This is a genomic window from Rheinheimera salexigens, from assembly GCF_001752395.1.
In the GTDB taxonomy this organism is placed as follows: Bacteria; Pseudomonadota; Gammaproteobacteria; order Enterobacterales; family Alteromonadaceae; genus Alishewanella; species Alishewanella salexigens.
Map to the genome: position 1 here is coordinate 386459 of NZ_MKEK01000001.1, position 26133 is coordinate 412591.

The 26133-nt window shown below is 42.6% G+C and carries 24 protein-coding genes; 11 read left to right on the plus strand and 13 right to left on the minus strand.

Going from position 1 to position 26133, the window contains the following annotated elements; all coding sequences use genetic code 11:
* The first annotated feature begins 189 nt into the window (after positions 1 to 189).
* Complete coding sequence (locus BI198_RS01895) at positions 190 to 2760, plus strand: TonB-dependent receptor plug domain-containing protein (RefSeq protein WP_070048026.1); 2571 nt, start codon at positions 190 to 192, stop codon at positions 2758 to 2760.
* An 83-nt stretch (positions 2761 to 2843) separates the two neighbouring features.
* Here BI198_RS01895 and BI198_RS01900 read toward each other — a convergent pair whose 3' ends face one another.
* On the minus strand, positions 2844 to 3491 hold the full coding sequence (locus BI198_RS01900) for an OmpA family protein (RefSeq protein ID WP_070048027.1): 648 nt from the start codon (positions 3489 to 3491) through the stop codon (positions 2844 to 2846).
* 247 nt (positions 3492 to 3738) lie between these two features.
* Here BI198_RS01900 and BI198_RS01905 point away from each other — a divergent pair, with 247 nt between their 5' ends.
* The 3 genes from BI198_RS01905 (at position 3739) to BI198_RS01915 (ending at position 6549) form a co-directional block, all read left to right on the plus strand.
* Positions 3739 to 4257: a DUF4124 domain-containing protein gene (locus BI198_RS01905; RefSeq protein ID WP_070048028.1), complete on the plus strand. Its 519-nt coding sequence runs from the start codon at positions 3739 to 3741 to the stop codon at positions 4255 to 4257.
* A 100-nt stretch (positions 4258 to 4357) separates the two neighbouring features.
* Entirely contained in the window at positions 4358 to 5461 is a 1104-nt protein-coding gene (gene proB / locus BI198_RS01910; RefSeq protein WP_070048029.1) for a glutamate 5-kinase, read from the plus strand.
* A gap of 11 nt (positions 5462 to 5472) precedes the next feature.
* Positions 5473 to 6549 (plus strand): glycerol-3-phosphate dehydrogenase/oxidase, encoded by a 1077-nt coding sequence (locus tag BI198_RS01915; RefSeq protein ID WP_070048030.1) that lies wholly within the window; start codon positions 5473 to 5475, stop codon positions 6547 to 6549.
* Between the two features lie 2 nt (positions 6550 to 6551).
* Here BI198_RS01915 and argA read toward each other — a convergent pair whose 3' ends face one another.
* The 5 genes from argA to BI198_RS01940 form a co-directional block, all read right to left on the minus strand.
* Entirely contained in the window at positions 6552 to 7871 is a 1320-nt protein-coding gene (argA, locus tag BI198_RS01920; RefSeq protein ID WP_070048031.1) for an amino-acid N-acetyltransferase, read from the minus strand.
* 203 nt (positions 7872 to 8074) lie between these two features.
* Entirely contained in the window at positions 8075 to 9223 is a 1149-nt protein-coding gene (locus BI198_RS01925) for a glutathionylspermidine synthase family protein (protein WP_070048032.1), read from the minus strand.
* 3 nt (positions 9224 to 9226) lie between these two features.
* Complete coding sequence (locus BI198_RS01930) at positions 9227 to 9874, minus strand: DUF1190 domain-containing protein (RefSeq protein ID WP_070048033.1); 648 nt, start codon at positions 9872 to 9874, stop codon at positions 9227 to 9229.
* 9 nt (positions 9875 to 9883) lie between these two features.
* Positions 9884 to 10297: a DUF350 domain-containing protein gene (locus tag BI198_RS01935; RefSeq protein ID WP_070048034.1), complete on the minus strand. Its 414-nt coding sequence runs from the start codon at positions 10295 to 10297 to the stop codon at positions 9884 to 9886.
* 114 nt (positions 10298 to 10411) lie between these two features.
* A complete protein-coding gene (locus BI198_RS01940) occupies positions 10412 to 11719 on the minus strand; it encodes a hypothetical protein (RefSeq protein ID WP_070048035.1) in 1308 nt (435 codons plus the stop codon).
* A gap of 289 nt (positions 11720 to 12008) precedes the next feature.
* On the opposite strand from BI198_RS01940, the gene BI198_RS01945 reads away from it, so the two are divergent.
* The 5 genes from BI198_RS01945 to BI198_RS01965 all read left to right on the plus strand — a co-directional run bounded on the left by BI198_RS01945 (position 12009) and on the right by BI198_RS01965 (position 17983).
* Complete coding sequence (locus tag BI198_RS01945; protein ID WP_083256533.1) at positions 12009 to 13295, plus strand: DEAD/DEAH box helicase; 1287 nt, start codon at positions 12009 to 12011, stop codon at positions 13293 to 13295.
* Between the two features lie 177 nt (positions 13296 to 13472).
* Positions 13473 to 13886 carry a type 2 periplasmic-binding domain-containing protein gene (locus tag BI198_RS01950; RefSeq protein WP_070048036.1) on the plus strand — a complete coding sequence of 138 codons (414 nt, stop codon included), beginning with the start codon at positions 13473 to 13475 and terminating at the stop codon, positions 13884 to 13886.
* Positions 13876 to 15069 (plus strand): hypothetical protein, encoded by a 1194-nt coding sequence (locus tag BI198_RS01955; protein WP_235605197.1) that lies wholly within the window; start codon positions 13876 to 13878, stop codon positions 15067 to 15069. The genes BI198_RS01950 and BI198_RS01955 overlap by 11 nt, the downstream gene beginning before the upstream one ends.
* A 3-nt stretch (positions 15070 to 15072) precedes the next feature.
* Complete coding sequence (locus BI198_RS01960; protein ID WP_070050563.1) at positions 15073 to 17496, plus strand: putative bifunctional diguanylate cyclase/phosphodiesterase; 2424 nt, start codon at positions 15073 to 15075, stop codon at positions 17494 to 17496.
* 31 nt (positions 17497 to 17527) lie between these two features.
* Positions 17528 to 17983 carry a GNAT family N-acetyltransferase gene (locus BI198_RS01965; protein WP_070048037.1) on the plus strand — a complete coding sequence of 152 codons (456 nt, stop codon included), beginning with the start codon at positions 17528 to 17530 and terminating at the stop codon, positions 17981 to 17983.
* A 30-nt stretch (positions 17984 to 18013) separates the two neighbouring features.
* Here the strand turns inward: BI198_RS01965 and BI198_RS01970 are convergent, their stop codons facing one another.
* Positions 18014 to 18736, minus strand: a complete 723-nt coding sequence (locus BI198_RS01970) for a 2OG-Fe(II) oxygenase (RefSeq protein WP_070048038.1) — start codon at positions 18734 to 18736, stop codon at positions 18014 to 18016.
* A gap of 134 nt (positions 18737 to 18870) precedes the next feature.
* On the opposite strand from BI198_RS01970, the gene BI198_RS01975 reads away from it, so the two are divergent.
* A complete protein-coding gene (locus tag BI198_RS01975; protein WP_070048039.1) occupies positions 18871 to 19266 on the plus strand; it encodes an acyl-CoA thioesterase in 396 nt (131 codons plus the stop codon).
* A 129-nt stretch (positions 19267 to 19395) separates the two neighbouring features.
* Entirely contained in the window at positions 19396 to 21120 is a 1725-nt protein-coding gene (ggt, locus tag BI198_RS01980; protein WP_070048040.1) for a gamma-glutamyltransferase, read from the plus strand.
* Positions 21121 to 21227: 107 nt separating this feature from the next.
* Here the strand turns inward: ggt and BI198_RS01985 are convergent, their stop codons facing one another.
* From BI198_RS01985 to BI198_RS02010, 6 genes are all read right to left on the minus strand, one after another.
* Entirely contained in the window at positions 21228 to 21779 is a 552-nt protein-coding gene (locus BI198_RS01985) for an acyl-CoA thioesterase (protein WP_070048041.1), read from the minus strand.
* A gap of 31 nt (positions 21780 to 21810) precedes the next feature.
* Positions 21811 to 22164, minus strand: a complete 354-nt coding sequence (locus tag BI198_RS01990; RefSeq protein WP_070048042.1) for a DUF2288 domain-containing protein — start codon at positions 22162 to 22164, stop codon at positions 21811 to 21813.
* A 75-nt stretch (positions 22165 to 22239) separates the two neighbouring features.
* Positions 22240 to 23589: a sigma 54-interacting transcriptional regulator gene (locus tag BI198_RS01995; protein ID WP_070048043.1), complete on the minus strand. Its 1350-nt coding sequence runs from the start codon at positions 23587 to 23589 to the stop codon at positions 22240 to 22242.
* The gene (locus BI198_RS02000; RefSeq protein WP_070048044.1) at positions 23576 to 24181 is read right to left on the minus strand and encodes a hypothetical protein; all 606 of its coding nucleotides are present in this window, start codon (positions 24179 to 24181) and stop codon (positions 23576 to 23578) included. Before BI198_RS02000 ends, BI198_RS01995 begins: the two co-directional genes overlap by 14 nt.
* The gene (locus BI198_RS02005; RefSeq protein WP_070048045.1) at positions 24178 to 25596 is read right to left on the minus strand and encodes a sensor histidine kinase; all 1419 of its coding nucleotides are present in this window, start codon (positions 25594 to 25596) and stop codon (positions 24178 to 24180) included. Before BI198_RS02005 ends, BI198_RS02000 begins: the two co-directional genes overlap by 4 nt.
* A 191-nt stretch (positions 25597 to 25787) precedes the next feature.
* Positions 25788 to 26000 (minus strand): hypothetical protein, encoded by a 213-nt coding sequence (locus BI198_RS02010; RefSeq protein WP_070048046.1) that lies wholly within the window; start codon positions 25998 to 26000, stop codon positions 25788 to 25790.
* Positions 26001 to 26133: the final 133 nt, after the last annotated feature.

A 26133-nucleotide genomic window follows, 5' to 3' on the forward strand; every position in this document is an offset into this window, starting at 1 on the left:
CTAGATATCAAAAAACCTCGCTTATAGCGGGGTTTTTTATTGTCTAAAATAGCTTCGCTTGTACATATAATCCAAACAAGTTTTTAACAATGGTCATAATCCAATCTTTTTTGTGTTAATTATATTATTTTGTGCTACAACTTTAGTGCTATAGGTAAATATAAAAAATAAAATCAGAAAGGGGTTGAGATGAACAAATCAATAAATTATTCACTGTGCGCGCTAGCTGTTGGCAGTTTGCTAGGAGGCGGAGCTGTATATGCACAGGAGAAAGAAGCCAGTGTCGAGCGGATTGAAGTGACCGGCTCTCGCATAAAACGCAATGACTTAGAGGGCGCATCTCCGATATCGGTAATAAGCAGAGATGATATTGCTAAGTCCGGTTTTTCTAACTTACAACAAATTATGGAGCGTAACCCAGCTACTGGTGTAGGTACTTTCTCAACCCGTGGTAATAGTCAGGATTCTACTGCTAACGGTGGCGCGGCTATCAGTTTGCGAGGTTTTGGATCGGATGCAACCTTAGTGCTAATTAACGGTCGTCGGGTATCTACCAGTGCTTTTGCGGAAAATATTGCTAACTCTTTTGTTGATATTAACTCCATTCCTGTGGCCGCCATTGAGCGAGTGGAAATATTAAAAGATGGCGCTTCAGCCGTGTATGGCTCAGATGCGGTTGCTGGTGTGGTAAACATTATCTTACGTAAAGATTATGAGGGCGCTGAAGTCAGCCTTAGTCATGGTGGCACCACTGGCCCATCGTATGATGAAACCGCTGCCAGCTTTGTTTGGGGCGCACAAACCGATACCGCAAGTGCGACTTTAATTTTAGATTATTTTAAAAATACCTCTATTACCGGTGCCGAAATGGGCCGTTTTGGTACGGCTAACCAAGCACCCTATGGTGGTTTAGATCAACGTTCATCACGTGGTTTTCCGGGCAATTTTATTGTTAATGGTGAGGTGAGAATTGATCCAGATTGTCCTCCAGAGCGGGCTATTGGCCAAACCTGTGTGTTTGATTATGGTCCTTATGGTATGGCCATGCCAGAGGCTGAACGTTTAGGCGCAATATTCCAAGGCAGCCAGCAGTTATCAGATCAATTACAAGGTTATTTAGAATTAGCCGTACAGCATAACCGCTCACAAGCCGCCGGTGCACCAACACCTCTGGATGGTGATGCCGGTTTAACCGTACCGGCGTCTCACCCTAACAACCCTTTTGGTACTGATATTAGCATTAATCGGCTACGTACCGTTGATGCCGGTCCACGAACTTGGGATATTGAGTCGGATACCTTGCGTTTAGTGGTTGGCTTACGCGGTAATATCAATAATTGGGAATGGGATGTTTCAGCGCAAAAAGCGCGCAGTGAATCGATGCAAACTGGTAGTAAAACCCAAGGCTGGGTGCGCACTGATTTTTTACAACGTGAAATAGACGCCGGTCGCTATAATCCATTTGGCGGCGTGTTTAACTCACCCGATGTTATAGATGCTATCACCACCAGCTTAGTGCGTCGTGGTGAGTCACATTTAACCGCTTATAATGCGGGTATTACCGGTGATATATTCACGTTAGGCGATCAAATGGTATCTATGGCTGCGGGTGTTGAGTATCGCGAAGAAGATGTGTTTGACCAGCCTGATGATCAGTTCCAGCGCGGCTTAATATTTGGTACAGAATCGGTATCAGCACAAGCAGCGCGCGATCAATATGCGGCTTATGTAGAGTTTTTAATGCCAGTGAGTGATACTTTAGAGTTCACATTAGCCGGTCGTTACGATAACTACAGTGACTTTGGTTCTACCACCAACCCGCAACTTTCTGCGCAGTGGCGACCAGTAGAAAACTTTACCTTACGAGCCTCATTTGGTCAGGGCTTTAGAGCACCATCATTAGCGCAAATTGGCCTAGGCCCATCGCAAGAGTCTAATTTCTTTACCGATACTTACCGTTGCCCAACGCCGGATGCCAGTAATCCAGCTTGTGCTGCTACTGACTATACGATTGTATTTGTCGGCAGTGAGGGCTTACAGCCAGAAGAATCAGAAACGTGGAATATCGGTGCAGTATGGCAAGCTACCGATGCGTGGGATCTGAGTTTAGATGTCTGGAAAATTACCCAAGACAATAAAATTGATAAAAATGATTATCAAACGGTCTACGCTGCTGAATGTAACAATCAAGCCAGTACTATATGTCAGCGGTCAGCGCCGTTACCGGGCCAGACGCTAGGTGAAATGTCTAGATTGTATAATAGTTACGTTAATATTAGCTCGCAAGAAGCCAGTGGTGTTGATTTATCAACCGCCTATCGTTTAAATCTAGATGATATGGGCTTGTTAAGACTATCTCTAGATTGGTCTTACTTAAATAGCTTTAAAAAGAATGACATTGATTACACCGGTGAATATAACTATCCGCAGCATCGTTGGGTTACGTCAGCTGACTGGACGATAGGTGAGTGGGGCTTTGTTGCTAGCATTAACTATATTAGTGAGTTTGAAGATTATGCCGCACCAAGCGAAGTTGAATCGACCAAAACCCGTAGTATAGATGCGCAATGGTTATTAGATTTACAGGCCCGTTATAATATTAACGACCGTACTCAGCTGGTATTAGGGATGAATAATGCCTTAGATGAAGACCCACCGTTCGCTATTGGTGATAGTAATGGTGACTTATATGGTTATGCATCGAGTGTACATAATCCAAGAGGTCAATTTATTTACGGTAAAGTTAGCTATAAGTTTTAATTAATATGTTAGAAAAAAATAGCGCCAATGGGCGCTATTTTTATATCTGCTGAATAATTCAAGTCATGAGCTGGCTTTAACGATTATTCAACAATCGGCTCAATATGGATTTCTACGCGGCGGTTCGCTGCTCTGTTGCTTTCAGAGGTATTTGGCACTGCAGGGTAGCTTGGGCCATAACCTTGCGTTTCAACGCGTATACTTTGCACGCCTTGAGACACTAAATATTGTTTAACACTGCCGGCTCTTGCCTGTGATAAATTCATGTTGTACTGATAAGGGCCGGTATCATCGGTATGGCCTGCAATGACTAACATGGTTTTTTCGTAATCACGTAAAACTTTAGCAATATCATTAAATACTGGATATAAATTAGAGCGAATATCTGAGCGGTTTAATTCAAACGTTAATTGGGCAGGGATATCAAGTTTTAACTTATCACCATCACGAATAATTTTAACGCCGCTACCTGACAACTCTTGTTGCAGTGCTTTTTCTTGCTGATCCATATAGCTACCCACTGCTGCGCCCGCTAAAGCACCCACAGCAGCACCAATCACTAAGCGCTTATTCTTATGGTTCGAGGTAGATTTACCGGCTATAGCACCAACAACAGCACCTATAGCTGCACCCTTGCCTGCATTACTGACGCCAGCACCATTTTGTGTCGCGCAGCCAGAAATAACCAAGCCCGCAGATAGTAGTGTTACCATTAAGGTCGAAAATCGCATATCGTACTCCGTTTTTATTATTGCTCAATTATAGTTTAGCCATATGAATTAGCGCTGAACTATTGCTTTTAAATTCGCCTTTAAATTTATCTTTAATATAAGCCTTTAAAATCAACACTTAGAAAATGCCAAATGTTAAATAATTGTTTAATATATTGGGTTGTTATTCACTTTTAATGAGTTATTGCGTATGGTGTAACCGTTTGCTGACAAAGCATAAACGGTTAGTGACTTACAGGACTCAAGCATGAAAATAGCTTTATATTTAACATTGTGGCTTAGTTTTAGCCTAATTTCGGCCAATGTACAGGCAGCCGTTTATAAATGCACAGATAATACGGGTAATGTGGTGTTTCAGGGTGAACCTTGCCGTGATGCTGAAGAGTTAAAATTAGATTTGCGTTTTGCCGAACAAACTCCAGAAACAATAGATCGTTTAATTATCGGTAGTTGGTGTGAAGTCGGCACTTCTGAGATATTAGTCGGTGACTTACAACGCGATAGTGCTTTACGTAAAACTTGGCAGTTTACGGAGCGCGAAATGGTACAACACATCGAGCAAGGCCAGCATGCAGACACTTTTAAATATGCTATTCGCCAGCAACCCGGTAGTTTTGTCATAAATCATGCCGCTTTTGGCAATGGCCAAGTAAGCTGGCAAGTGAAAACCCTGACCGATGAGCGCTTAGTTATTGCGGCTTATGGCGGCTTTACACATTTGGCCGCAGGCGAGTGCGATGTAGTAATGGCTAATGCAAATGACTAAAAATACATGGGGCAACCACACCTATATAGACACTTTTATATAGACACTTAGATTGCTAAACCTTAAGCTGCTAGAATCAAAATTATCAATTAGGTGTAGTATGTTAAGTTTGCGCTGGCGCCGAATAGTGATCAAAGTAGGCAGTGCGTTAATCTCGCCAACCGCCAATGGGTGCTCTACCCGTTATTTATTAAGTATTGCTCGTTTTATTAGTGAGTGTCGCGCAATAGGCGTTGAAGTTGTTCTTGTCTCTTCCGGTAGTGTCGCGGCCGGTAAATCTGCTATTGCTTTTGCTCACCAGCCTTTACCCATTAATATTAAGCAAGCTATGGCCGCAGTAGGCCAAACAGAAATGATGGCAACGTGGAGTCATTTATTTGATTTTCGCTGTGCTCAGATTTTACTAACCCATGATGATTTTGCTAATCGGCGGCGTTATTTAAATATTGATAACACTCTTCGCACCTTGCTCACTAATCAAGTATTGCCGATTATTAATGAAAACGACACGGTTGCCACCGCTGAATTAAAAGTGGGTGATAATGATAATTTAGCGGCGATGGTGGCAATATTAGTCGATGCCGATGCACTCATAATCTGCTCAGATATAGATGGGCTATATAGCGCCAATCCAAAAACGACGATTAATGCTGAATTTATCCCGCTAGTAGAGAAAATCAATGCCGACATTTATGCCATGGCGGGTGCCAGTCACCATACTATTGGCACCGGTGGTATGGTAACTAAGTTACAAGCAGCAGAAAAAGCAACTCGGCAAGGTGTCGATACCCTAATTATTAATGGCCAGCAGGCGGTAAACTTTGATCGGCTATTGGCGGGGCAAGTTACAGGGACGCTATTTCAACGCCAACAAGATAGGCTAAGTGCCAAAAAGCATTGGTTGTTACATAGCATTACCAGTACCGGCAGTATTGTGTTGGATAATGGCGCAGCGAATGCGTTACAGCAAAAAGGGGCGTCCTTACTCGCTAAAGGCATACTCAATAGTACTGGCCAGTTTGATAAAGGAGATGCCGTTTGGTTATGTAACGAAAACGGCGTACAACTGGCGAAAGGAATTAGCCAATATAGTGCGATTGAACTACAACTTATTAAAGGCCAGCACAGCCAAGATATTGCTAGGATATTAGGTTTTTGCCCCAGCGAAGTGGTGGTGCATCGCGACGATATTGCTTTAAGTTAACCGGAGAGAATATGCATATAGCCGTGGTGGGTGGCGGTATCAATGGCTTAAGCAGCGCTTGGCAATTAGCTTTAGCGGGCCATCAAGTGACCTTGTTTGAACGTGATGGTTTAATGCAAGCCACCAGCAGCGCGTCTTCTAAATTGTTGCACGGTGGTTTACGTTATTTAGAGCAAGCAGAGTTTCGTTTAGTCTATGAAGCATTACAAGAACGGCGTTGGTGGTTAAAAAAAGCGCCTAAACTAACCCGCCGCTTAGCCATTTTATATCCATTTTATACTCACACCCAGCGACCGCGCTGGCAGGTTAAAATTGGCTTATGGTTATACGATAAATTTGCTGGACGTAAAGGCATAGGCCAGCACCGTTGGTTAACGGCTGAGCAAACCTTACGTTGCTCACCACAGCTAAAGGCCGAGGGTTTACGCGGCGCTTATTTATTTTTTGATGGCCAAATGGACGACCATAAATTAGGTTTATGGATGGCCGAGCAGTGTGATAAAGCGGGCGTTATTATTAAACAACATACCGAAGTGCAGCAAATAAATGCTCAAGGCGGGGTTTTAATTGCTGCAGGTTGGCAGCAGTTTGATCGGGTCATCAATGTGGCAGGGCCGTGGAGTCAGCAATTATTAGAGCGCTCTACAATTACCCCAAAGCAAAAGCTAGATTTAGTGCGAGGCAGTCATTTACTGTTACCCGCTATGGGCCGATATGGTCACATGTTAGAGGTACCGCACGAGCAACGTTTAATTTTTGTTTTACCCTACCAAGGCCACACTTTAGTGGGTACTACTGAAGTGCGACAGCAGCTAGAACAACCAATCGCTTGTTCGGTACAAGAGCGAGATTACCTATTAAACACCTATAATCACTATTTTCAGCCTGCAAAAGCCAGTATAGATATATTGGCAGATTTTGCCGGTGTTAGGCCATTGCTTGCAGGTAGCGATAATGCCAGTCGTGCTAGCAGAGAATATCAATTGAATTGGCAAGGTAAGATATTAACGGTGTCGGGCGGAAAATGGACCACAGCACGCGCTTTGGCTAAGCACGTGCTGCAACAAATTCAACAAAAAGTTGATTGAAGCTATAAAGTTAAAGCTAATATTTTTGAACGGCGTTGATAGTTGTACATTTGTTTTTTCTGCGCCGGTAAATCATCTACGGTTAATAGCTCAAAGCCTTGCTCTAAAAACCAATGAATACTGCGGGTAGTTAAAGCGAATAATTTATCAAAGCGTTGCTGCCGCGCAAGCTGAATAATACTATTCAGTAATAAACTGCCACGATCGGCATCACGATACTCTGGATGCACGGCTAAACAGGCAAACTCCGCCACATTGTCTTCTGGAAACGTATATAAAGCGGCGCAGCCAATCACTAAACCATCGCGTTCAATTAATGTAAATTGATTAATTTCCAATTCCAATTGTTCGCGTGAACGTCTTACTAATAAGCCTTGTTGTTCTAGCGGGCGAATTAAATCTAAAATACCGCCAATATCAGCAATGGTGGCCTGACGTAGTTTTTCGGCCGACTCGGTAACAATTTGGGTACCAATACCATCGCGAGAAAATAGCTCTTGTAATAAAGACCCGTCATCAGCAAAACCGACTAAGTGGCAACGCGGCACGCCGCCGCGACAGGCTAAAATAGCCGCTTGTAAAAAGGCTAAGGTGCTAGGACAAGCCGCTAAAGTGGGTTGAGCATTCTGTACCAGTTGTTCGGCGTAGTTTGGCATCATTTCGGCAATAATGCGGTCATCTTCATCGGTAATACCGCCAATTTCGCTAAAACCAATCATTTTGTCCGCTTTTAGCTTTATCGCGACTTGAGTGGCAATATCTTCTGCGGTTAAATTAAAACTTTCACCGGTGACAGAAGCCGCAATAGGGCCCATTAACACAATGCCGTTAGTATCAAGCTGGCGGCGTATACCTGCCGTGTCGATACGACGCACTCGGCCACTATGAAAATAATCCACGCCTTCATCTACGCCTAAGGGTTGAGCAATAACAAAGTTACCGCTAACCACGTTAATTTGCGCACCTTGCATTGGCGTGTTGCTTAAACTCATTGATAAGCGGGCGGTAATATCTAATTGCAACTCGCCAGCCACTTGCTTAATTAAACGAAACGAGTCGTCATCGGTAATGCGAATATGCTGATGAAAACTGGGCGCTAAACCGGCGTTTTCTAACGCCCGATTAATTTGTGGTCGGGCACCATAAACCAGAACGATTTTAATGCCTAAGCTATTTAATAGCGCAATATCGTTAATAATGCTGCGAAAACCAGCTTGATTAATCGCTTCACCGCCTAACATTACGACAAAGGTTTTGCCGCGATGAGCATTAACATAAGGTGCCGACTGGCGAAATCCAGATACAAGTTCAGTAGTACGCACGGGCAAGAGCTTCCTTATTAATAAGCATAACAATGTGATAAGTAATAGTATAAGTTAAAGATGGCTGCAAAGTTTTAAAATGCCAACCCGATAACCGGTATGGTTGGCATGATAAAATTATTCTGGTTGAATATCCAGTTTTAATGAATATTAATTCAGGTGTGACCCTTGGTAATCTCATAATCACAGGTAATAACTTGGTGCTAATCCAGTATTATATGCGGCAAGAATCGAGAGCTATCTTTGGTAATTAAACTGTTATCTTCACGAATACAAATGCCAGCGGCACTGTCACCCACTACCCAGCTACCAATTAAGCTATAGCTATCGGCAAATTTTGGTAATGGATGTAAAGCTTGCAGAATATAACCACTATCGTCATAAGGTCCATCTTGCTTTACCGTTTGTCCTTGCTGGGTCAGCAGTTCGATATTAGCGCCTTCACGAGAAAATAATGGCTTTTTAACCCATCCAGGGGTTAATGCTTTACCTTGGTCAAACATAGCTGGTAATAAGTTAGGATGATTAGGAAACTTTTGCCATAACAAAGGTAAAATGCCTTTATTAGAAATAATCGATTTCCACAACGGCTCTATCCATTGAGTCTTACTGGTGAGCACCGTGCTAGCAAAATCTTCTTGCAGCATAAATTCCCATGGGTACAGCTTAAATAGCCCTTCGATAGCGTAGCCATCTAAGTCCACTAACTGACCATCGGCATTACCTAGTTGCTCTAAGCCAATATAACGGGCATCTACACCACTTTGTAGGGCAATATCCATTAAATAATCAACGGTGCCTTTGTCTTCAATACTGTCGGTAACACTACTAAAGTAAAATGGTTGCGGTAAGGCTAACTCAGAAAAGGCTTGCTGTAACTTATCTTGTAGCGAGTTAAATTGATCAGCATGTTGTGGGATTTCGCCGCGCATTAACTGATCTTCTAACCATACCCATTGAAAAAAACCAGTCTCAAATAATGAAGTAGGCGTATCGTAATTTAACTCAAGCAGCTTAGCGGGGCCGTTACCATCGTAACTAAAGTCCATTCTGCCGTATAAATGCGGCTGAGCACTTTGCCAACTGTCTCGCACCGCTTGCCAATAAGCTTCTGGGATGGCTAATTGCTGCAATAATTGCTCGCTATTTACGACATCTTCAACCACGGCTAAGGCCATTTGATGCAATTCTTCAGTTGGCTGCTCTAAATCTTGTTCAATTTGCTGCAAGCTAAACTGGTAATAAGCGGTTTCGTCCCAGTACGGTTCACCATCAAAGGTATGAAACGCAAAACCAACACTCTCGGCAAACTGTTGCCAGCCGGGTCTGGGGCTGCAATTGATTTTTTTCATGCCTTAGCCACCAAAACTTGATCTAGTGCTGCTACGTCTTGCTGCTTGGGCGCCAAAGCCACCACGGCGTGCCATTGCTGCCGGTTTTGGTTGTACTGATGATGGTTTAATCCGAGTTGCACCAGGTTGCTTGGCGACGGCAGTATTAGTGGCGGTGCGGAAAGTTTGTCTGTCATCACGAGATTTATACAACGGTTGTGACGCTACTGGGCTAGCATTTTTTGTTGCAGCTTGTGGCGCTTGACCACCTAAACCGCCGCGATTAAGCATTTGTCCGGCCATAAAACCCATCATCATCGGCATAAAAAAACCACTGCTTTGCTGGCTTTGCGCTTGCGGCGCGGTTTCCGAGCCCGTTTGGATTGAATTGCTGGCAATAATCGGTGCCGACTCACATTGACCAGAGCCAAAATCGGTTTCACATTCGGTTTTATTATGATACCGCGGCGCTACTTGTGGATGCAGTGCTTTAGCTTCAGCAAAAGCGGCTTGGCATTGTGCTGGCGGATTGTAAAAAGCCGCACATTCGTCAGGCGTATTATACACTTGCACTTCAACAGGCTCTTCGCCACAGCCAGTTAACATTAAACCCGCTGCGGGTACCATCATAATTAAGCGTGCAGTTTTACTGCGTTTAAATACGTTTGACATTATGTCTCCTCAGTAACTCATACTCGCGGCATTCAGTATGCCTACCACGATCGAACAGCTTGCTGAAAAAATGCCGGCGGCCATTTCACCCTCTGTTATACGTTTAGGCAGTTGTTTTAACATTAATGAGCTAACAAAAAATGCGATTAATTGAATTAACAATGCGACTGCGCCCCAAATTGCACAATCTAATAACGATAATGAGTTAGTTATTGCACTGGCTAACGGCCAAGCAAAACCTATAATAGCACCGCCAAATGCTATGGCTGCGGCAGAGTTGTTGGCTCGAATTAAGCCAAATTCATCATGGGGAGTTAGCCAAGTGTAGCTACGAACAAATATCAGGAGTAACAGTACGGCTAGTGCAAAGTAAGTAGCAAAAGCCAGTAAACCGTTTAAAGAGTGCATTGCAGTATCAAGCATGGAAATAGCCCAGTTAAACAAATAATGCTCGATCCTGCGTTTTATCCTGGCTTAATTCAAGTTAATTTATTATTTAACCGCAGATGTACTTCATTCTAGCGTGGTGTAGTCATCTTAGTTTAAAACTTTGGCCGCTTGATTCCATAGGTTCTGTTGCTCAGAATGACTAAAAAATTCATTGGGTTGCCAATAACGCGGCACTAAACGGCGTAATTGACCGGGCTGCCAATCGGCACTCAGTTTAGTTAAAATTTCACGTAATCTGGCTTCAGGCATAATGGTTAACTTATCGCGGGCGGGTTTAAAGTACAGGTTATAGTCGACACTAATTTGGCAGTTTTGCCCGCCACGACGATAGTGTAAATTGCGGCTAACCACCCGACACAGCGGCTGCTCGGGCGACGTGGGATAAAGCTGGTTAACGATAGCTAATTCATATTTTTCTTGGCTGCTAATATCGAGCTGTTTGGGTAAAAAAGTAATGCCATAGCCTTGCGGAAAAATGCCGGTAATACGTAGCAATTGATCCACTAATAGCGCATCTATTTGTTTTCGTTTGGCGGCTTGTTTTAAAATAAGCGCCACTTTAGGTAAGGTTTCATAACGAAAGCGATTGCGTCCAGGCAGCACGACCGAGCTATACACTTGGGGTATTTTGACAATATTACCTAAAAGACTTTCCGAGTTTTCAACTTGCTGTAATATTTGTTGAATTAATTGTATTTGTTGTTGCTGAGAGTGTTGGTGCTGTTGCTGCTGCAATTTGCAGTTGCCACGATAAGCGGTGGGCTGCAAACCTTTTTTGGCCAATAACAGTCTGGCCGCTTGGTTGACGCTATTAAATTCAGTGCGCTCTTCGCCAGACATAGCCCGCAGCGGATCAAGTTGTTGGATTTGGTTACCATACAAAATGGCTGCCGTTTGGCTGTGTTGTAAGCCGGCATCTAGCAATAAAATAGCCATAACAAGCGGCATTTGCACATACAGCCGATATTGGCAATCGGCATCATTAGGTTGACGCGCAGCATAATAGCCTTGTAACAGGGCATCAGTTAACTGGTTATGTTCTAAGGCATGATCTAATAAACGTAAGGCTAATACGGCACGATAAATAGGTTTGTAGCTAAACTGCACTTCACGCCAGCGGCGAATTGAAGTGGGTACAGTCAGCTGTAATGAACCGAGAATTTTAGCAGAGCGGGTTAAAGTTTCTTGCTGAGTCGCACCTTCGCTTAAATTTAAAAGTCGCTCTGCTGTAAACAGTAGATCCGGCAGCATGTTAGCAGGCTGAGTGTCCGCTGCTTGATAAAACAGCTCTGCTTGGCTAGCTAGATTGCTTTCATCAGTATATAGCGCAGCCATAATACGTTTTAGATGGCGCATAAAAACAGTTTCATGCGAGTCTGTGCGATTTGATTTCAAAAGCGGATCCCAGCGTTGAAAAAATAAAACAGTGATGATGGCCTAAGTTATAGTTTAATCAGCTGCAGTAATAAAGCGACTAATAGTTGAATTAAAAGCAGTTTTAAAGCAAATGTTTTCTTTATGCTAGCGCAAATTCCTACGTAATTAACAACAATAGTAAGCGCTGTGTTACTTAGCTTGTTAGCTCGCATTATCTACGCTTTTACTGTAAACTGCGCGCCCCTCTGTTTTGGAGGCGACTGCAGCTGCGGCAGATGTATCACGCAGCACAACTGCGGGATCTCGCATGCAATTTACCGATTTAAACTTAGCGCCTGCGCTATTAAAAGCTATTGCCGATAAAGGTTATAGCTCTCCTTCGCCAATTCAAGAACAAGCCATTCCTGGTATCTTAGCTGGCCGCGATTTAATGGCAGCAGCCCAAACCGGTACTGGCAAAACTGCAGGTTTTACTTTACCTCTGCTGCAGTTATTAAGTGACGGCGCAAAAGTACAACCAAACCAAGCTCGGGCATTAATTTTAACACCTACCCGTGAACTAGCGGCACAAGTAGCACAAAGTGTTGCTGACTATAGTAAATACATGCCGTTAAAAAGCACCGTGGTGTTTGGTGGTGTGAAAATTAATCCACAGATGATGGCATTACGCCGTGGTGTCGATATTTTAGTAGCAACGCCAGGTCGGTTATTGGATTTATACCAACAAAACGCGGTGCGTTTTAGTCAATTAGAAGTGTTAGTGTTAGATGAAGCCGATCGTATGTTAGATATGGGCTTTATTAATGATATTAAAAAAATTCTGGCGCTATTACCTAAAAAACGCCAAAACTTACTATTCTCTGCTACTTTTTCGGCAGATATTCGTAAATTAGCTAAAGGTTTAGTTTCTAATCCTTTAGAAGTGTCTGTTAGCCCAGAAAACAGTACAGCCGAGCGTGTTGAGCAAAGTATTTATCCGGTGGATAAAGGCCGTAAAGCGGCGTTGCTAACCCAATTAGTGCATGAAAATAACTGGCAACAAGTGCTGGTTTTCACTAAAACAAAACATCAAGCTAATAAACTGACCACCCATTTAGAATCTGCAGGCATTAAAGCGGCAGCCATTCATGGTAATAAAAGTCAAAATGCACGGACCAAGGCTTTGGCCGATTTTAAAAACGGCAGTATTCGTGCGCTGGTAGCGACAGATATTGCGGCACGTGGTTTAGATATTGATCAATTACCGCAAGTGGTAAATTATGAATTACCTAACGTAGCCGAAGATTATGTGCATCGTATTGGTCGTACTGGGCGTGCTGGCGCTGCGGGGCATGCTATTTCATTAGTTTGTGTCGATGAAACCAAAGAATTAATTGCGATTGAGCGTTTAATCAAGCAACAGCTACCACGAACGACTGTGGAAGGTTATGCGCCGGTTAATACCGTGCCGGTTTTGCCATTAAATACCAAACCTTATAAACCGAAAAAAGCTAAACCAAAACCAGCAACTTCAAAACCAATAATGCAAAAAGCCAACGCGCCGCATCATGCTGCAGCTCCTAAGCAATTTGCTAACAATAATAGAACAAGTTAAATTAAAGAAAGGAATAGCTTTAAGTTGTTGTTAAATTAGTGGCAGCAACTTTGTTTCTAAAATGCTATATTCATCTTTCTTATTTGCTTTGGTATGTTGCATGCTTTTTATAAGAAAAATAAATACAGTGAAGATCACTGTTCAATATGCATTTGAAACGAGGTTGCCACTGAGCATATGCGGTTTATAGGCTTAATTTTATTATTATTATTATTTTCGTTGCCATTGTCTGCTACGACAATATTGGTACATAGCTCTGTGCCTTTAGAATCACTTACGCAAGCGCAATTACGCAGCATTTTTACAATGCGGCAAACGCAATGGCCTGATGGCTCACCGATTAAAGTGTTTACTTTACCTGACTCCGATCCCCTGCATCAGCATTTTAGCCGTAAATTATTACACTTATTCCCTTATCAACTGAATATGATATGGGACCGATTAAGTTTTTCCGGTACTGGTACTCGACCCAAATTAGTAGATGATGAGTTAATGATGTTGCAGCAACTTAGAATGACCCCAGGCAGTATTGGTTACGGTAGTCGCGCTGTTAAGGACCAAAGCGTCAAGGAGCTTCGCATTGAATACTAAATATTGTCGGCTGATAAAAACGCTGTGTACTGCTTTTATACTTTGCAGTGTTTTAGCTCCGACCCATGCCGCAGAAATACAATGGCAAGGCTTTATTGCGCAAGGCCTGATAAAAACCACTGACGACAGCTTTGTAGAATTTAACGATGATATTTCAGCTCATTTAACTGAGGTGGGTATTAATACTCGCTTTCGTTTAGCCCCTGCCTTACGTGTTGCGGCGCAAGTGGTGTATTTAGACGGCGGAAATCGTTATCCACATGGTGCTAGGCTAGATTATTTATTTATTGACTGGAATTTTTATAGCAGCCTAGATTGGCAAGCGAATTTATACTTAGGTCGGTTTAAAAATCAACATTGGTTATATTCCGCTACCCGTGATGTGCCTTTTACTCGGCCATCCATTGTATTACCACAATCAGTGTATTTTGATGCTTTTCGCGATATTGCTGTTAGTAGTGATGGCGCCGCTTTTCAAGCTCGGCATAGTAACGCCTATGGTGACTTTACCTTTAACTGGAGTTACGGCATTACGCCAATATCTGATCAGCAGCATAGGATATTATTAGGCCGTGATGTATTAGGTAAAACTTCGCAAAACTACGATCATAAAGCCAGTCTATATTGGCAACCTGAGCTAAGCCGAATTAATCTAGGCGTATCTTTAATTGAAACGGGTTTTAGCTATAAAAAACAATCTGAACAAAACTATACTAATGCTGAGTTTTCGGTACAGCGTTTTATGTTACATATGGGCTACCAGCAAGAACATTGGGAGTTGGCGCTAGAAGTACAACAAGAGCGACTGCAGTTCGATGGTTTTTTTGCGCCAAGCTTTAGTCAAGATCATCTTGGTCAAGCTGGCTATTTATTATTTCAATATAGACCGACCGTGAATTGGCGTTGGTTTAGTTTTATAGATTATTCAGTAAATAATAAAGATGATCGACATGGTAAGCATATTGCCGCAGACAGTGCTGGCCAAATTCCAGATTATTTTGCTTATCAGCATACCGTTGCCAGTGGCTTTAATGTTGATCTTACAGCCAAACTCAGCCTAAGTGCGGAAGTGCATTGGGTTAAAGGGGTTGGCCGCTTATCACCAATTATCGTACCTGACAGAGTCAATAACCCTACGGAATATTGGCAGCTTTATGCATTACAATTAATGTATAGGTTTTAATTGGTGCGGTATTTAAGCTTATCTTGGAAAGTGCTACTGGTGATGCAGCTATTGCTGATATTAGTGCTGGTTTGCTTTACTGGTTTGTCATTGCTGCATATAAATGATCAATTTACTCGGCAACAGCAACAAAAGCGAATTCAAGGCCAACAATATTTTCAGCAATATAATCAAGCGATAGAACAACGGCTTTTAAGCTGGATCCAGACTTTTGCCGATATTCAAGAGCTGGATAAAAATGATGATTTTAATAGTTTCGCTCAAAAAATAGCGGCACAAAGTGAGTCATTACAAATTCACTTTGGTGTTAAGCAATTGGCATTGTTTGATCCAGAGCAGCAATTGTTATATCAGTTTGGTCCTGAAACCTTAGCAACTTCGCATTATTTAACCCAACAAGTGGCACAGCTACAACAACCTCAGTCCAGTATCTTTTGTCTAGAACAATGTTATAAACAGTTAGGCTTGCCCTTGTTAAATCGTCAAGGCGAAGTGGCTGTATTGATGATGACAACCGATCTCACCGACGTATTATACAGCTTGCATGAAGCATTAAACTTAGACGTCGCGATTATTAGCTATCAAGAAGATAAACCGTTGCAACAACGCTTTAAAATTATCCAAGCTTCAGAAAGACAATTAATAGCAAGTTTATATAGCGAAGAAACGGCTCATGTTGATATTAGTGAAGTAAAACAACATGGTTTAATAACTAAAGTGGCAGACCTTTCTTATTATCTGCAGCTGATTGCTTTGGATGATAACGCCGATAGTATGCATATGCTGTTAATGGTGGAAGATATTAGCGCGGTAATCCAAGAGAATCGACGCTACCAACAGCAAATAATGCTGATTGCTTTGGTCAGCTTTTTCTTACTGCTATTGTTAATCTGGTTTACTACTCGGCGTATGAGCCGGCGCATTTTACAGCTCTCGCACGCGTTGCCTTTACTGGCGAAGCGGCAATATAAAGAATTCCATCACCATAGCCAATTACCATCAGGTTTTTTTCAAGACGAATTAACTACATTTCAACAATCGGTGACGTCATTAGCCAATGAGCTGGAAGATTTAGATCAACAACTATTAGAAAATACCGCTGAGTTACAAAAAATGGCTATGTTTGATAGCTTAACGGGATTAGCCAACCGCAACAGTTTAAAGCAGGATCTAAGCCAAGCATTAGCGGAACTCGCTAGCAACGGCCATTATGTGGGTCTAGTCTTTTTTGACCTAGACAACTTTAAAAATGTTAATAATAGTCGTAGCCATGTTATTGGTGACCAACTTTTAATTGCTGTAGCAGACCGATTACAGCAGCTTAGAAAACGAGCAAAAATATACCGAGTTGGCGGCGATGAGTTTGCGCTATTACTGCCGTTGATTAACCAACCTGAACTTGCTGAAACCATAGCGCAACAAGTACAAGCATTATTTCAACAAGCCTTTGTTACTCCCAGTACTCAGTTAGCGTTAAGTGCCAGTATAGGTATCAGTTATACCAATGAGCTAAATTGCAGCGCAGAAGAACTCAGCCGACAAGCTGATCTAGCCATGTATCAAGCTAAACATCATGGCCGTAATTGCTATTATGTGTTTAATGATCAAATGTCAGTAGATTTAGCGGCTCGATTACAGTTAGAAGCTGAGTTAAAGCAAGCCATAACTGAACAGCAATTTAGTTTAAGTTTGCAGCCTAAAGTATGTTTAACTAAGCGCAAATTACATAGTTTTGAAGCCTTATTACGTTGGCAACATCCTACCCGAGGCACCGTGCCACCCGATCTTTTTATTGATGCTTTAGAGCAAGCTCAGTTAATGGTGGATGTTGGTTATTGGGTATTTGAGCGTAGTTGTCAGTTATGTGTACAAATGATGCAGCAAGGTTTAACCGATGTTGTTATGGCTGTAAATTTATCGGCAACTCAATTTCTACAAGTCGATTTAGCCGACAATTTTGCACGGATACTGGCTAAGTATCAGTTAAATGGCGCTCAATTTGAATTAGAGCTAACAGAAAGCACTTTAGTTAATAATGTCAGCCAAACCTTAGACATTATGCATCAATTAAAAGCCCTAGGTTTTGCTTTTGCTATTGATGACTTTGGCACCGGTTATTCGTCACTTAATTACCTAAAACGGATGCCAGTAGACACTATTAAAATTGATAAAAGCTTTATTCAAGGTATGCAAGATAATGAAGCTGACTTACAAATTGTAATTTCTACCATTGCTATGGTGCATAAGCTTGGTTTACAAGTTGTTGCCGAAGGAGTAGAAACGGCAGAAAATGTTGCTCAATTACGCTATTATCAATGTGACATTTTGCAGGGCTATTATTTTTCTCGGCCAATTCCAGAAACAGAAATTAATGAATTTATTCAACAAGTATTAACGCAGCAATGGCCGCAGGCATTGTTGCAATAGTAAGCGTAAATTTAAAAAACAGGGTTAACCGATGCAGTGGCAAGTAGTGACATTTTCTCAATTAGATACCTTAACCTTATATAGCTTATTGCAGCTTAGAGTCGATGTGTTTGTGGTTGAGCAGAACTGTCCATATCCTGAACTTGACGATCGAGATCTGGAATTAAATACTCGACATATTATATTGAAAAAAGGCGACAAAGTTATCGCTTACGCTAGAGTGCTTGCACCGGGCGTGGTGTTTGAAGATTATCCAGCCATTGGCCGGGTTTGTGTGTCGCAAACCGCCAGACGTTTAAGTTTAGGCCAAGTGCTAGTTGAAAAAAGTATTGATGTAATAGCACAACTTTGGCCCGCCACCGATATCTATATTTCTGCCCAGTGTTATTTAGAACAATTTTATCAACAGCTAGGGTTTAATGCCGCTGGCGAATCTTACCTTGAAGATGATATTCCGCATATCACCATGATCTTACCTAGAGCTTAATTCGTTTTGTCGACCACATAGCGGCCCTTGTTAGCGCTCTTGCTGAGTAGGCTTATAAAGTTGCTCGGCAGTGTTAAACAGTATCCAGCTAGTAAGAATATATTTATCGTTTGATTTTGGAATGCAGCCGCGATGAGTATGGGTAAAGTAAGCCGGAGCAATCACCATACGGCCTGTTTTCGGTGTAATGCTTTTTTGTTGATAATAAAACTCGGTTTCGCCACCTTCAGTGACATCATTTAAATAAAACATAAACAACAAGGCACGGTGTAAAGGTTCTGTGCTGCCTTGTTGTGGATAAACCTCTGAGTGCCAATAATTATAATTCCCCTTACCTGCTTGATACTTTTGGGCTTGAACAGGCCCCAATCGATACAACATGCGCATAAAATCGACCGCTTTAGGTTCACCTAGCTCGGCATAATTATCTTGGGTAATAGCGACCGGTTGCCCAGTTTTAGGGTGTTGGATAGTTAAGCCAACGGGGCCGATTAGCGCAAAATGATATTTCTTAAAATACTCTAGGGCGAAATGCGTGGTCGCTTGCCAAATGTGCTGTAATTGTTGCTGATATTCAGGATGCTGATACAGATATAAATCTGTGCTGTTTTTCTTACTGGTATCAACGCCACCACCGGTTCGGCCTGCCGTCGTATGCGGGCTGGCATCAAAGGTTTTGATTAACTGCTGACAAAACTCAGCACTGAGTGCATTGTCATAAATCTCGATAAAATCAGGCGTAGACTCGTTCATACATTCATATCCAGCAAACAGTAATGTTAGGTTTTAATTACCATACTGTATTTGCCATGGTGACGAAAGAGCGAATTGCTTGTTATAGTCTAGCGCTGTTATCTGTTTAATAAATCTATTTATTTGAGGTGCTCATGTTTACTGAAACCCTACAGCCACGCTTTTCTGATACCGATGCCTTAGGCCATATTAATAACACCGTATTTGCGGTCTGGTTTGAAGGCGCTCGCCAAGGCGTATTTCGTATTTTCACCCCAGAATTAGATTTACAGCATTGGCCATTAATAGTGGCTAGCGTAAAGCTAGATTATCACGCCCAAACCCATTATGGCGCTGAAGTAGAACTGCGTACTTATATTAGTCGCATTGGTGGCAGCTCGTTCGACGTTTATCAAGAAGCATGGCAACACGGAGTGAAAACGGTATCGGGCACGGCGGTGATGGTGCAGTTTGATTATAGTAATAACAAAGCTAAACCCTTGAATAACAGCCAGCTTGAGCAATTACAGCAGCACAGCTATTCAGCATAGTGATACATATACCATGAAGCCGAGTATAGAGTGTAATTACCGCAATGCAGCTTGATCTGGTCGTAAAAAACTAGCGCATAAAAACACTGGCTACTAAGCTAAAACCTGATTTAACCTAAGAGTTTGGCCATGAAAAAAGTATTTATAAGCATTACTGTTGGTGTCAGTTTATTCTGCACTGGCGCAGCACATAGCTACGATCGAATCACAGGCCAGCCGTTTGCTAGCCGCTCTGAAGTTATCGCCCCTAATGTTATGGCGGCGACTAGTCAGCCATTAGCCACCCAAGTTGCACTAGATATTATGCGTCAAGGCGGTAATGCCATCGATGCGGCTATAGCGGCAAATGCCGCTTTAGGCTTAATGGAGCCGACAGGAAACGGTATAGGGGGTGACTTATATGCCATTGTTTGGCACGAAGAAAGCCAAAAATTGTTTGGTTTAAATGCCTCGGGTCGCTCGCCACTAAGCTTAAGTTATGACATGTTGGCAAATGAGCTTAAAAAGCTGGGCCGCAGCGATTTACCGCCACATGGCATGTTGCCTATTAGTGTCCCCGGCACAGTAGATGGTTGGTTTGAACTGCATAACAAGTTTGGCAGCTTGGCCATGGCTGATATTTTAAAGCCGGCTATTAATTATGCCGAGCAAGGTTTTCCTGTCAGTGAGGTTATTGCCTATTACTGGGATCGCAGCGTACCTGTATTAAGTAAGCAACCGGGCGACTTTGTCGGTACTTATACTATCAATGGTAAAGCACCAGCTAAAGGCGAGATGTTTAAAAACCCGGCCTTAGCCAGTACCTTAACTAAATTAGCTCAAAGCGGTCGCGATGCCTTTTATAAAGGTGATATAGCAGTAGAAATTGATCGTTTTATGCGTGCCAATGGCGGCTATTTACGTTTTGCTGATTTTTCTAACCATCGTTCTACTTGGGTTGAACCCGTTGGTGTAGATTACAAAGGGTATACATTGTGGGAATTACCACCCAATGGTCAAGGTATAGCGGCACTACAAATGCTGCAGATTTTAAAAAACTTTGATTTAGCCAAAACCGGTTTTAATACTCCAGAGAGTTTACATTTACTGGTAGAAGCAAAAAAACTCGCCTTTGAAGATAGGGCTAAGTTTTATGCCGATCAAGATTTTAATCAAAGCCCGATTGCCGGTTTAATCTCTGCCGAATATGGCCGTGAACGGGCGAAACTCATTACCGATAAAGCCGCAAAACGGGTAGATGCTGGTAACCCAAACTTATACCAAGGCGACACTATTTATATGACCACTGCCGACAAAGACGGCAATATGGTGTCGTTAATTCAAAGTAATTATCGCGGTATGGGCTCTGGTGTTGTGGTGCCAGGTTTAGGGTTTATTTTTCAAGATCGCGGTCAATTATTCTCAATGGATAAACAGCATGCCAATGCCTACCAACCCGGCAAGCGGCCATTTAACACGATTATCCCGGCCTTTATAACTAAAGACAACAAGCCGTTAATTAGCTTTGGTGTCATGGGCGGTGCTATGCAGCCGCAAGGCCACGTCCAAGTGTTAATTAATATTGCTGATTACGGTATGAACCTGCAAGAGGCGGGTGACGCTGCACGTTGGCAACACTTAGGTAGCACTGAACCTACAGATGGCAGCGCAATGTATCTGGAAAACGGTGGCTATATTGAAGTTGAGCGTGGTGTGCCGTATCAAACTGTGCGCGAATTAATGAACAAAGGCCACGATGTTCGCTATGGCTTAGGCGGTTATGGAGGCTATCAAGCCATCATGCGTGATGATAAAAATAAAGTCTGGATTGGCGCGTCTGAATCACGTAAAGACGGTCAAGCCGCTGGATATTAATAGCTGATTTCACTAATGATAAACACTAAATAATACAGCACTAAATAATAAAGCCGCGAAGGTAGTGCGCGGCTTTATTTTAGTTGTCTGAAGGCTTAATTGAACGGTTAACTTAGTTGAACTTTTACATCACCTTTTTCAGTTATGCTATTAATGGCTTGCTGAATATCACCATTAAAATCAGTACAAAGCTCAGCATAACTATGACGTAATTTTAGCCGCTCTATGGTTTTCATATAGCGCAATACGTCTTCTTTACTGGTTAAAATTAACCGCGGCACCCGAATATTATTGCCCTGAGCATCTTTAGCAATCATCGTAAAATAAGATGAATTACAATGGGTTACCTTGCCGGTTTGAATGTTTTGGGCATCAACTCGGATACCGATTACCATCGAACTATTACCGACATAGTTTACCGAAGCTTTTAACGTCACAAGCTCGCCAACTTCAATGGGATTTAAAAAATCAACTCTATCCACCGAGGCTGTTACACAATACAAACCACTAAACTTTGAGCCACAAGCAAAAGCAATTTGGTCCATTAACGATAGTAAGTAACCACCATGAATTTTACCGCTAAAATTTGAATGTGATGGCAACATTAGCTGCGACAGTGTTACCCGTGAGCTATTGGTTTTTTGATAATTATCGGTCATGTTTACTCTTAACTTAAGCCGGTTAGGGCAATTAATTTAACGTTGTGCTATCGGGCTTATCTTGCACTAAAATCCACGGTGAAATCACCACTGCCCATAAGGTTGTTGCTTGATCGAACCATTGCTGAGCTTGTTCTTTGCTGGTGCGACTAATGCTGTTATTGGCTAACCAGCTTGCGACTTGTTGCTTATCATCTTGGTTAAAAACAAACGCAACATCAATTAAATCCAGTTCTGGCTGCACCGTAATCACTGAGCCTGCAGCATAAAATTTTTGTAACTCTAACCAGCTTATTTGTGCTGTTTCGCTAATAATTTTTGCTCTAATTAATGCCGGATCTTCAGCATCTTCTGCCAAGTGGGCGTCAGGTGGTGTTGTACTCATCTGGATCTCTCTTTCATATTTAAATATTTTATGCATTAATTTATATACTTACTGCAATATTAATCGCTTGCAGGCCTAATCTTCATCTTGCTCTTGTTCATTAACTTGGGCAGCGCTTAGGTCATGCTTTTTGAGTAGTTTATACAAATCTGTCCGGTTTCGCCCAGCTAATTCGGCGGCTCGGGTAACATTACCATCGGTCATTTTTAATACCCGGATTAAATACTGGCGTTCAAACTGATCTCTAGCTTCGCTTAAGGGCGGCCAATAACTACTATTTTGTGATAAAGCTTGCTCGACTTGCGCTGCGCCAATCACCGGGCTATTGGTCAGTGCTACGCACTGTTCTACCACGTTAACCAATTGACGCACATTTCCCGGCCACTTAGCTGTGGCCAGTAATTGCAAAGCATCATCAGAAAAACGGCTAACATCAACCTGATGCCGAGCTATGCTTTGTTGCAACACATGCCGGGCTAATAACGGTATATCTTCTGGGCGTTGTTGTAAGGTGGGTAACGGTAAGTTAACAACATTTAAGCGGTAATATAAATCTTCGCGAAAACTACCATCGGCCATAGCATGCTGTAAATCACGATGGGTCGCTGACAACACCCTAACATCAATGCTAAAGGTTTTAGTGCTACCCACGGGACGAATTTGTCGCTCTTGCAATACTCGCAGCAATTTAACTTGCAACGGAGCAGGCATATCGCCAATTTCATCTAAAAATAAAGTACCGCCATCGGCTTCACGAAATAACCCGCCATGCTCGGTTACCGCGCCGGTAAAGGCACCTTTAGTGTGGCCAAACAACTCAGACTCTAATAAATGCTCAGGTAAGGCACCACAGTTAATAGCCACAAAAGGTTTTTTTGCGCGTGGGCTGGCTTTATGAATGGCTTTGGCCAGTAATTCTTTACCAGTACCACTGGCGCCAGTAATTAATACACTAACATCGCGTTGCGCGACCCGATAAGCCTGTTCTAATACGTCTTCCATTACTTTGGCACGGGTCACTATTTCACTACGCCATTCGGCTTGCTCCGGTACAGACTGACGCACTGCCCGATGCAAAATGTCCCGTAACTCAGCATGATTTAAGGGCTTGGTTAAAAAACCAAATACACCGCGCTGAGTTGCCGCTACCGCTTCTGGAATAGAGCCATGTGCTGTCATTAATACGACCGGTAATCCAGCATAGCGTTTAGCAATTTCATCAAATAAGCTCATGCCATCTAAACCGGGCATACGCAAATCACTTAACACCACATCGGGCGAATGCTTGGGCAATAAGGTTAAAGCGGTCTCGGCGCTATCGGCACTAAACACCTGATAACCTTCGCCTTCTAAGCGTAACGTTAATAAGCGTAATAAGCTTGGATCATCATCAACAAGCAGTAAGCGTGGCTTAGGGCTGGCCATTATTATCCTCAAGCGGCGGTTGATTAAGCTGAGCCTCAATTTGGGTTAAGGCATCAATTTTCTTTTGTAATTCTTTATTGGTTTTTTGTAAGCGTTCAATATTGTCGTGCTGTTGGGCATTCAGTCGGGTTAATGCACTTACTGCTGACTCTGCTTCTAATAGCTTTTGATTAAAGGCCAGATCCCAGCTAAAAAGAGCAGCGAGTGAAGGCGGTAATTTATTCAGCTTGTCGGATAATAGCATTTGTTGTTTTAGTCGAGTTAAATACGGCGTGTCAGGATGCAATTGCAAAATAGTACGTTTTAACTCTGTTACCGCATCCGTTACTTCAAGCGGGCTTAACTGCTCGCGCTCGTCGGCCACTTGGTTTAACAGTTCAGCACGATACTGGATCCAGGCTTGTAACGTTTCAGGACTGTTATCAATAGCTAATACGGGCTCAATAGCTGGGGTTGGCTCCACTATTGGCGGTAACTCTGGCTGAGAGTTTTCCGGTTCAGCTTCAACCGAGATTGGTTTAAGTGGAGCGAGCTGACAGCCACTTAGCACACTTAGCAATATTACCGCCACGAGCGGTAAGAATAATTTCATGATAATTTTTCCTCTAACAGTGGCAAGCGAACGCGAATACAGACATCGGCATATATCACGTCGACAATGTCAGCATGGCCACCTAATAATCGAGCACAATCAGCAACAATAGACAAACCTAAGCCAGAGCCTTGCACCGCATCAAACCTAGGGGTAGTGCCGCGTTGAAACGGTTCAAATAACGAATGCCGCAAAGCGGTTGGTATCGGGTTGCCATTGTTAGCCACATCTAACACTAACTGATGCTCTTGTTGATATAACTTAACCCAAACCGGGCTGGACTGACTACCATAAGCCTGAGCATTATTAATTAAGTTATCTAGTATACGTCTAAACAAAGTCGCATCGGTGAAAATTGCACTAAGTTGGCAATCTAATTCAATAACTTGCTCGCGTTGTTGTAACGATAACGCATGATCAGCAAAGCAGTCTGTAAATAATTGTTGTGGCGACAGCCAATCCGGCTCGGGTTTAGCTTGTTGTAGTAATCGGTTATAGTCTAATAATTGCTCGGTTAATAAGCTTAGTCTATCGGCACTGCCATTTAATAAGCCCACCACTTCTAATTGCTGGGGATTTAAAGGCCCTACTAACTGCTCGGTTAATAACGCACAACCTTCACGAATACTGGATAATGGCGTTTTTAGTTCATGTGAGGCATGGCGCAATAAAATTAAGCGTAAGGCTTCTAATTGCTGTAACCGCGAGCTTAACCAGCGTAACTGCTCACCTAGTTCGGTTAGCTCTCGCGGACCGACTAGCTTTTCATCCGGAAATTGATGTTGCTGGCCAATGGCACGGATCATAATATCTAATTTTTTAACCGGCGCAGCAATGCGGCCAGAAGCCCACAACACCAATAGCAAGGTAATTATCACTAACACCACGGTTTGCCATGCTAGCTGTTGCTGGCTTTCCACCACAAAGCTTTGCTGAGCTTGTAGATTTTGCTCTAGCATTGACCACACAGTTTGCGTGAGCTGCTGTTGTTGCTGCCTAAATTGCAGAATAACGGGTTCTAATTGTTTACTGTCTAACTGCTGAAAACGCGATTGCAGTAGCTGTAACTGTTGCCGTTGTAATTGGCAAAGCTCAGTTTGCTGAACATTATTACAAACTTGCTGTAATAACTGTTGGTAATTATCTAAATGATTAGCGGCTACTTTGGCCAACGCAGGCGTTTTAACAACAGCAAATTGGCGTACGGCGCGCTCAATATCCACCACCATGTTTTGCATATTTTCGACCCGGCGCACACTGGATATAGCCGACTCAGCTTCAGCGACTGCATATTGGCTAACGCCATTTAAGGCGGTGTAGCTTTGCCATAACAAAACCGCGACCGGAATTAAGGCCATAAAAAAGCTTAAGATAACTAATTGCCTAAGTGAGGCCGTTTGCAAAGAATTGCGCATAAGAATTTTTCGTTTCAGTTATGACAACGACCATGACTAATGATTGATGCCTGTAGCATACATTAATACTGAAGCTTGTAGCATAACGGTTTTGGGTCAAGGAAAAAAAGGCAAAAAAAAGGCCAGTGGGGTACTGGCCAAAAACTTCAACCCTAAGGTTGAAATATGGGAACTGTTAAATTTGTTACAAGTTAAGCGGCTTCAGCTAAATACGCCGCTTGTGGTTGAGCTAATGCCACTGGGTATTGCAGTACCGGAGCCATGGCTGGAGTAACTGAAGTGAACTGTGCTTGCTCCCAAGCTAATACGCTGTCGTTATGTAAGTTCACCCGGCGCAGCATATTAATCACTACTGCAACATTGGCTAGCAGAAACATAACTGTACCTAATAAAAATAAATCCATAACATCCTCCAAAATACGGCTAATTGCCTTCTAACTGTCAGAAGCAACATCTGGCAAAGACACTATTGTTTGGCGGTACCTGTTTATAATTACGCGCCTTAAACTTTGTGTTTGCGACATGCTGCTGCGCTGT